Annotated in this window: 3 protein-coding genes; 1 reads left to right on the top strand and 2 read right to left on the bottom strand. The window is 74.3% G+C overall.

Annotation, left to right across the window (positions count from 1 at the left end):
- A partial coding sequence (locus JGS39_RS36090) for an ATP-binding protein (RefSeq protein WP_219573988.1) occupies positions 1–1,121 on the bottom strand: 1,121 nt, incomplete at its 3' end.
- 279 nt (positions 1,122–1,400) lie between these two features.
- On the opposite strand from JGS39_RS36090, the gene JGS39_RS36085 reads away from it, so the two are divergent.
- A complete protein-coding gene (locus JGS39_RS36085) occupies positions 1,401–4,271 on the top strand; it encodes an FAD-binding and (Fe-S)-binding domain-containing protein (protein ID WP_219573987.1) in 2,871 nt (956 codons plus the stop codon).
- Here the strand turns inward: JGS39_RS36085 and JGS39_RS36080 are convergent.
- Positions 4,251–5,327, bottom strand: a 1,077-nt coding sequence (locus tag JGS39_RS36080; protein ID WP_219573986.1) for a serine hydrolase domain-containing protein, incomplete at its 5' end; no start/stop codon positions are given. The genes JGS39_RS36085 and JGS39_RS36080 overlap by 21 nt on opposite strands.

The following is a 5,327-nucleotide window of genomic DNA, read 5'->3' as shown; positions in this document are numbered from 1 at the left end:
GGTTGGGCGGCGGGTTCGGGGGCCGGCATCGGGGTGCGGGTGATGATCTCCTGCGGGAGCATCATCAGCGCGCCCGTGCCGCCGCGCGCGGAGGGCCGGAACGAGACGGTCAGACCGTGCTTGCGGGCGAGGCGGCCGACGACGGCGAGGCCGAGCCGGGTGCCGGAGAGACCGGTCAGGTCCTGGTCGGTCGCGGAGACGGCGCGTTCCGCGCGGCGCAGCTGCACGTCGCTCATGACGAGACCGCTGTCCTCGACGGTCAGCACGATGCCGGCCGGGACCTCTTCCACGTACACGTGGACCTCGGCCGTGGGCGGCGAGAAGTTCGCCGCGTTGTCGAGGAGTTCGGCCAGTGCGTGCATGACGCCCTCGGCCGCGTGGCCGGCGATGGCGACGTCGCTGGTCGAGTGGAGACGGATGCGCTGGTATCCGCTGATCCGGCCCATCGCGCCGCGCAGGATGGACTCCATCACGATGGGCTTCGCCCAGCGCCGCCCGGAGCGGGCGCCGGTCAGCACGGCGATGGAGTCGGCCAGCCGGCCCGCCTGGGCGGTGCGGTGGTCCAGGTGCAGCAGGTCGCCCAGGACGTCCTCGGCGGAGTGCCGGTGCTCCATGTCGCGCAGGTCGGCGAGCATGCTGGTGGCCAGGGCCTGCATCCGGCCGGCGGCGTTGGCGCACGCGGCGACGGCGGCGGAGCGTTCGGTGTCACTGCGGGCGGCGCGGGCCTTGAGGCGCGCGTTGTCGACGGTGAGCTGCTCGGCGCCGGCCGCGGCCTCCTTGACGACACGGGCCGTCTCGGCGGCGGCCGCGGCCTTGATCCTGGCGGTCTCGGCGGTGAACCTCTGGGCGTCGGCGGCGGACGCCGACACCATCCGCGAGGTCTCGGCGGTGAACCGGCCGGTCTCGGCCGCGAGCAGTTCGCGGAGCCGGCGCGCGGTGAGGCGGGCGTGTACGGCGGTGGCGACGGCGGCGGAGAGCAGCACCGCCGCGGCGCTCGCCCCCCAGGCCACTGCGGTCCTGGCCGAGTCGGGGGCGACGGCGGTCGCCCACAGACACAGGGATCCGGTGAGGGCCACGGTGACCAGCAGGGCCAGTGCGGTCGGCCGGGTTGAGGGGCGCAAGCGGAGTCCTCGGGGAGCGGACGGTGACGGATGGGACGGTTCGGACGAGTCGATACTGTGGTGATCAAATGTGACAACTGGAACACATGATTCCCAGGCAAGTCTGAGTCACTATATGAGAATTGACGATCTGTTTGGGAAGAACTTGTGGCGTTCTCTGTTCCATTTGTGTTTGTGAGTCCGGCATATTCCGACGTATTGACGTAATCGGCGGAAACGCAGGGGGCCGTCGGGCGGGGCGGCCGCACGAGGCTGGCGGGCCGGCGGCATCCTGGCCGCATGGCATCCGGCAACGCCCTGAACGGTGGCACCCCCGACGCGCTCGTCCGTGAACTGCGCGCGTCCGTAGGGGGCGAGGTCGCGTTCGACGCCACCGCGCGGGCCCTCACGACGATGGACGCCTCCAACTACCGCCGGGTGCCGCTCGGAGTCGTCACCCCGCGCGACGCCGACGACGTGGCCGCCACGCTCGCCGCCTGCCGGGCGCACGGTGTGCCGGTCGTGCCCCGCGGCGGCGGGACGTCCATCGCCGGGCAGGCCACCGGCACCGGCGTCGTCCTCGACCTCACCCGCCACCTGCGGTCGATCGTCGAACTGGACCCCGCCTCCCGTACCGCCGTGGTCCAGCCGGGCGTGGTCCTGGACGACCTGCGGGCCGCCGCCGCCCCGCACGGGCTCACCTTCGGCCCGGACCCCTCCACACACAGCCGCTGCACGATCGGCGGCATGATCGGCAACAACTCCTGCGGCTCCCACTCGGTCGCCTGGGGCACCACCGCCGACAACGTCCACGCCCTGACCGTCGCCCGCTACGGCGGCGACACCCTGCGCCTGGAGCGAGGCACCGAAGGCCCCGCCGGACTCCGCGAACTGGTCGCCGGCCACCTCGCCCTCCTGCGCACCGGATTCCCCGGACTCCCGCGCCGCATCTCCGGATACGCCCTCGACGCGCTGCTGCCCGAGAACGGCCCGGACCCCGCCCGCGCGTTCTGCGGCAGCGAGGGCACGCTCGGCGTCGTCACGGAGGCGACGCTGCGCCTGGTCGAGGCGCCCGCAGCCCGCGCGCTCGCCGTCCTCGGCTACGCCGACGAGTCCGCGGCCGCCGAGGCGGCCCCCGGCCTCCTGCCCTTCCACCCGCTCACCGTGGAGGGCATGGCCGCCGACCTCGTACGCGAACCGGCCGGACTGCCCCGCGGCGCGGCCTGGCTCTTCGCCGAGACGGGCGGCGCCACCCCGGCCGAGGCCCGCGCACACGCCGAGCGCCTCGTGCGCGCCGCGTCCGCCGACGCGGTGGACGCCGCCGTCGTCACCGACCCGGCCGGGCAGCGGGCCCTGTGGCGGATCCGGGAGGACGCGGCCGGAACGGCGACCCGGATGCCCGACAGCAGTGAGGCCTGGCCCGGCTGGGAGGACTGCGCCGTGCCGCCCGCCCGGCTCGGCCCCTACCTCCGCGACTTCCGCGCCCTGCTCACCGAACACGGGCTGCGCGGCACCCCGTACGGGCACTTCGGCGACGGCTGCATCCACGTCCGCATCGACTTCGACCTGCTGACCGGCCCCGGCGTGGCCCGGTTCCGCCGCTTCTCCGAGGACCTGGCCTCGCTGGTCGTCGCCCACGGCGGCTCCCTGTCCGGCGAACACGGCGACGGCCAGGCACGCGCCGAACTGCTGCCCCGCATGTACGGGGACGAACTCGTCGCCCTGTTCGGCCGGTTCAAGGACCTCTGGGACCCCGACGGCGGCATGAACCCGGGCATCCTCACCCGCCCGGCCCGCCTCGACGAGAACCTCCGCTTCGAGGTGCTCCCGAAGAAGCCGGTCGACGTCGAGTTCGGCTACCCGCACGACGGCGGTGACTTCTCCGCGGCCGTCCGCAGGTGCGTCGGCGTCGCCAAGTGCCGTACGGAACAGACCTCGGGCCCGTCCGTCATGTGCCCCTCCTTCCGCGCGACCGGCGAGGAGGCCCACTCCACACGCGGCCGGGCCCGGCTGCTCCACGAGATGCTCGCCGGCGAGGCGGGCGGCGTGATCACGGACGGCTGGCGCTCGACGGAGGTTCGGGACGCGCTCGACCTGTGCCTGTCCTGCAAGGGCTGCCGCAGCGACTGCCCGGTGGGCGTCGACATGGCCACGTACAAGGCGGAGTTCCTGCACCACCACTACCGGGGGCGGCTGCGGCCCGCCGCGCACTACGCGATGGGGTGGCTGCCTCGGTGGCTGCGCCTCGCGTCCCCCTTCGCGGGAGCCCTGAACGCCCTGGCCCGCGTTCGCCCGCTCGCCGCCCTCGCCGGGCGGGTATCGGGCATCGCGCCGGAGCGCGGGATCCCGGTCCTGGCACGGGAGCGGTTCACCCGGTGGCTGAACCGGCGATGGGGCAAGGGGACGTTCATCCTCTCCGGCGACCGGATCGCCACCCTCTGGCCCGACACCTTCACCGAGCACCTCTCGCCCGAGGTGGGACGGGCGGCGGTACGGGTCCTGGAGGCGACGGGCCGCCAGGTGCTTCCCGCCGGACGAGGGCTGTGCTGCGGCCTCACGTACGTCTCGACCGGCCAGCTGACCCGGGCCCGCACGGTGATGCGCCGCACCCTGGAACGGCTGGGCGGCATGCTCGGCACCCCCGTGATCGTCCTGGAGCCGAGCTGTGCGGCGACGCTCCGCACGGATCTGCCGGAGCTCCTGCCCGATGATCCCCGCGCCGCCGAACTGGCCGCCTCCGTCCGTACGTTGGCCGAGTACCTGGAGGAGTACGCCCCCGACTGGGAGCCCCCGCGCCTCGACCGCCAGGTCACCGGCCAGACGCACTGCCACCAGCACGCGGTGCTGGGCGACGCGGCGGACCGCCGGCTGCGCGAACGGGCCGGTCTGAGCGGTGAGCTGGCGGGCGGCTGCTGCGGTCTCGCGGGCAACTTCGGCTTCGAGCGGGGCCACTGGGAGGTGTCGGTGGCCTGCGCGGAGGACCAGCTGCTGCCTGCGGTACGGCAGGCGCCCCCGGGGACGGAGATCCTGGCGGACGGGTTCTCCTGCCGGACCCAGCTGGCGCAGCTGGGCGGGGTGCGGGCGCGGCACCTCGCGGAGGTGCTGGCGGAGGGGCTGGATGCGGGGGCGCCGCCCCAGGCCCCCCGCTCCTCAGGCGCCGGAGCGGCTTGAGCGGGCCGAGGGGCTCGATCCCGCCGCCTTCACCACCGCCGCCACCAGCCGCTCGTTCTCCGGCGCCGCCCCGCCCGGGTACGCGAACCGCCGGCGCGTGTAGCCGTACGCGATCCCGCTCGCCGGGTCCGCGAACGCCTGCGAGCCCGCCGCGCCGCAGTGGCCGAACGCACCCTCGCCCAGCGACGGGTAGAGCATCTGCGGGCGTTCGAAGCCGAGGCCGAAGTGGTCCTTCTCCAAGGTCACCCGGTCGGTGCCGGCCAGGCCGGGGCGGGCGAACTCGGCGCGGGTCTCCGGCGTGAGGAGAGCGGGCCGGCCCGCGAACTCCGAGATCGTCGCCGCGTACATCCCGGCCAGCGCGCGCGCCGAGCCCACACCGCCCACCGAGGCCGGGCCGAGCGCCCGCACGGAAGGGGTGTTGATCCAGGCCACCAGATCCGTCGGGACGTTGAAGGCCACCGCCTGAAGGCCCTTCGGGTCGAAGGGGTGGGCACCGAGCTCCGCCTGCTGTTCCGGCGTCGGGTTCATCGGCCGGACGGCCAGGTAGCGGGGCTCCAGCTCCGCAGGCTGCCCGAGGTGGAGATCCAGGCCGTACGGGGCGCGGACACGCTCCTCGAACAGCTCCTGGATCGAACGCCCGGTGGCCCGCCGCACCACCTCACCGGTCAGCGCGCCGATCACCAGCGCGTGGTACCCGTACTCCCTGCCCGGCTCCCAGAAGGGGGCCTGCGCTGCCAACCGGGCGGCGATCACCCGGTCGTCGGCCAGGTCCGCCTCGCGGAACCCGCCCTCGATGCCGATCACTCCGGACCGGTGGCCCAGCAGCTCCCGCAGGGTCAGCGCCCCCTTGCCCTCGGCAGCGAACTCCGGCCAGTACGAGGCGACCGTCCGGTCCAGGTCCAGGGTGCCGTCCTGCACCAGCAGGGCGACGACGAGATGGGCCGCGCCCTTGGTCGATGAGAAGACGGCGGGCAGGGAGTCACCTTCGATCCCCTCACCCGCCCAGAGATCGACGACCGGCCGGCCGTCCCGGTACACGGCGAGCTGCGCGCCCGG

Source organism: Streptomyces poriferorum, from assembly GCF_019399235.1.
GTDB classification, from domain to species: domain Bacteria; phylum Actinomycetota; class Actinomycetes; order Streptomycetales; family Streptomycetaceae; genus Streptomyces; species Streptomyces poriferorum.
The sequence above is the reverse complement of the archived record's forward strand: the minus strand, read 5'-3'. Positions and strand labels throughout refer to the sequence as shown.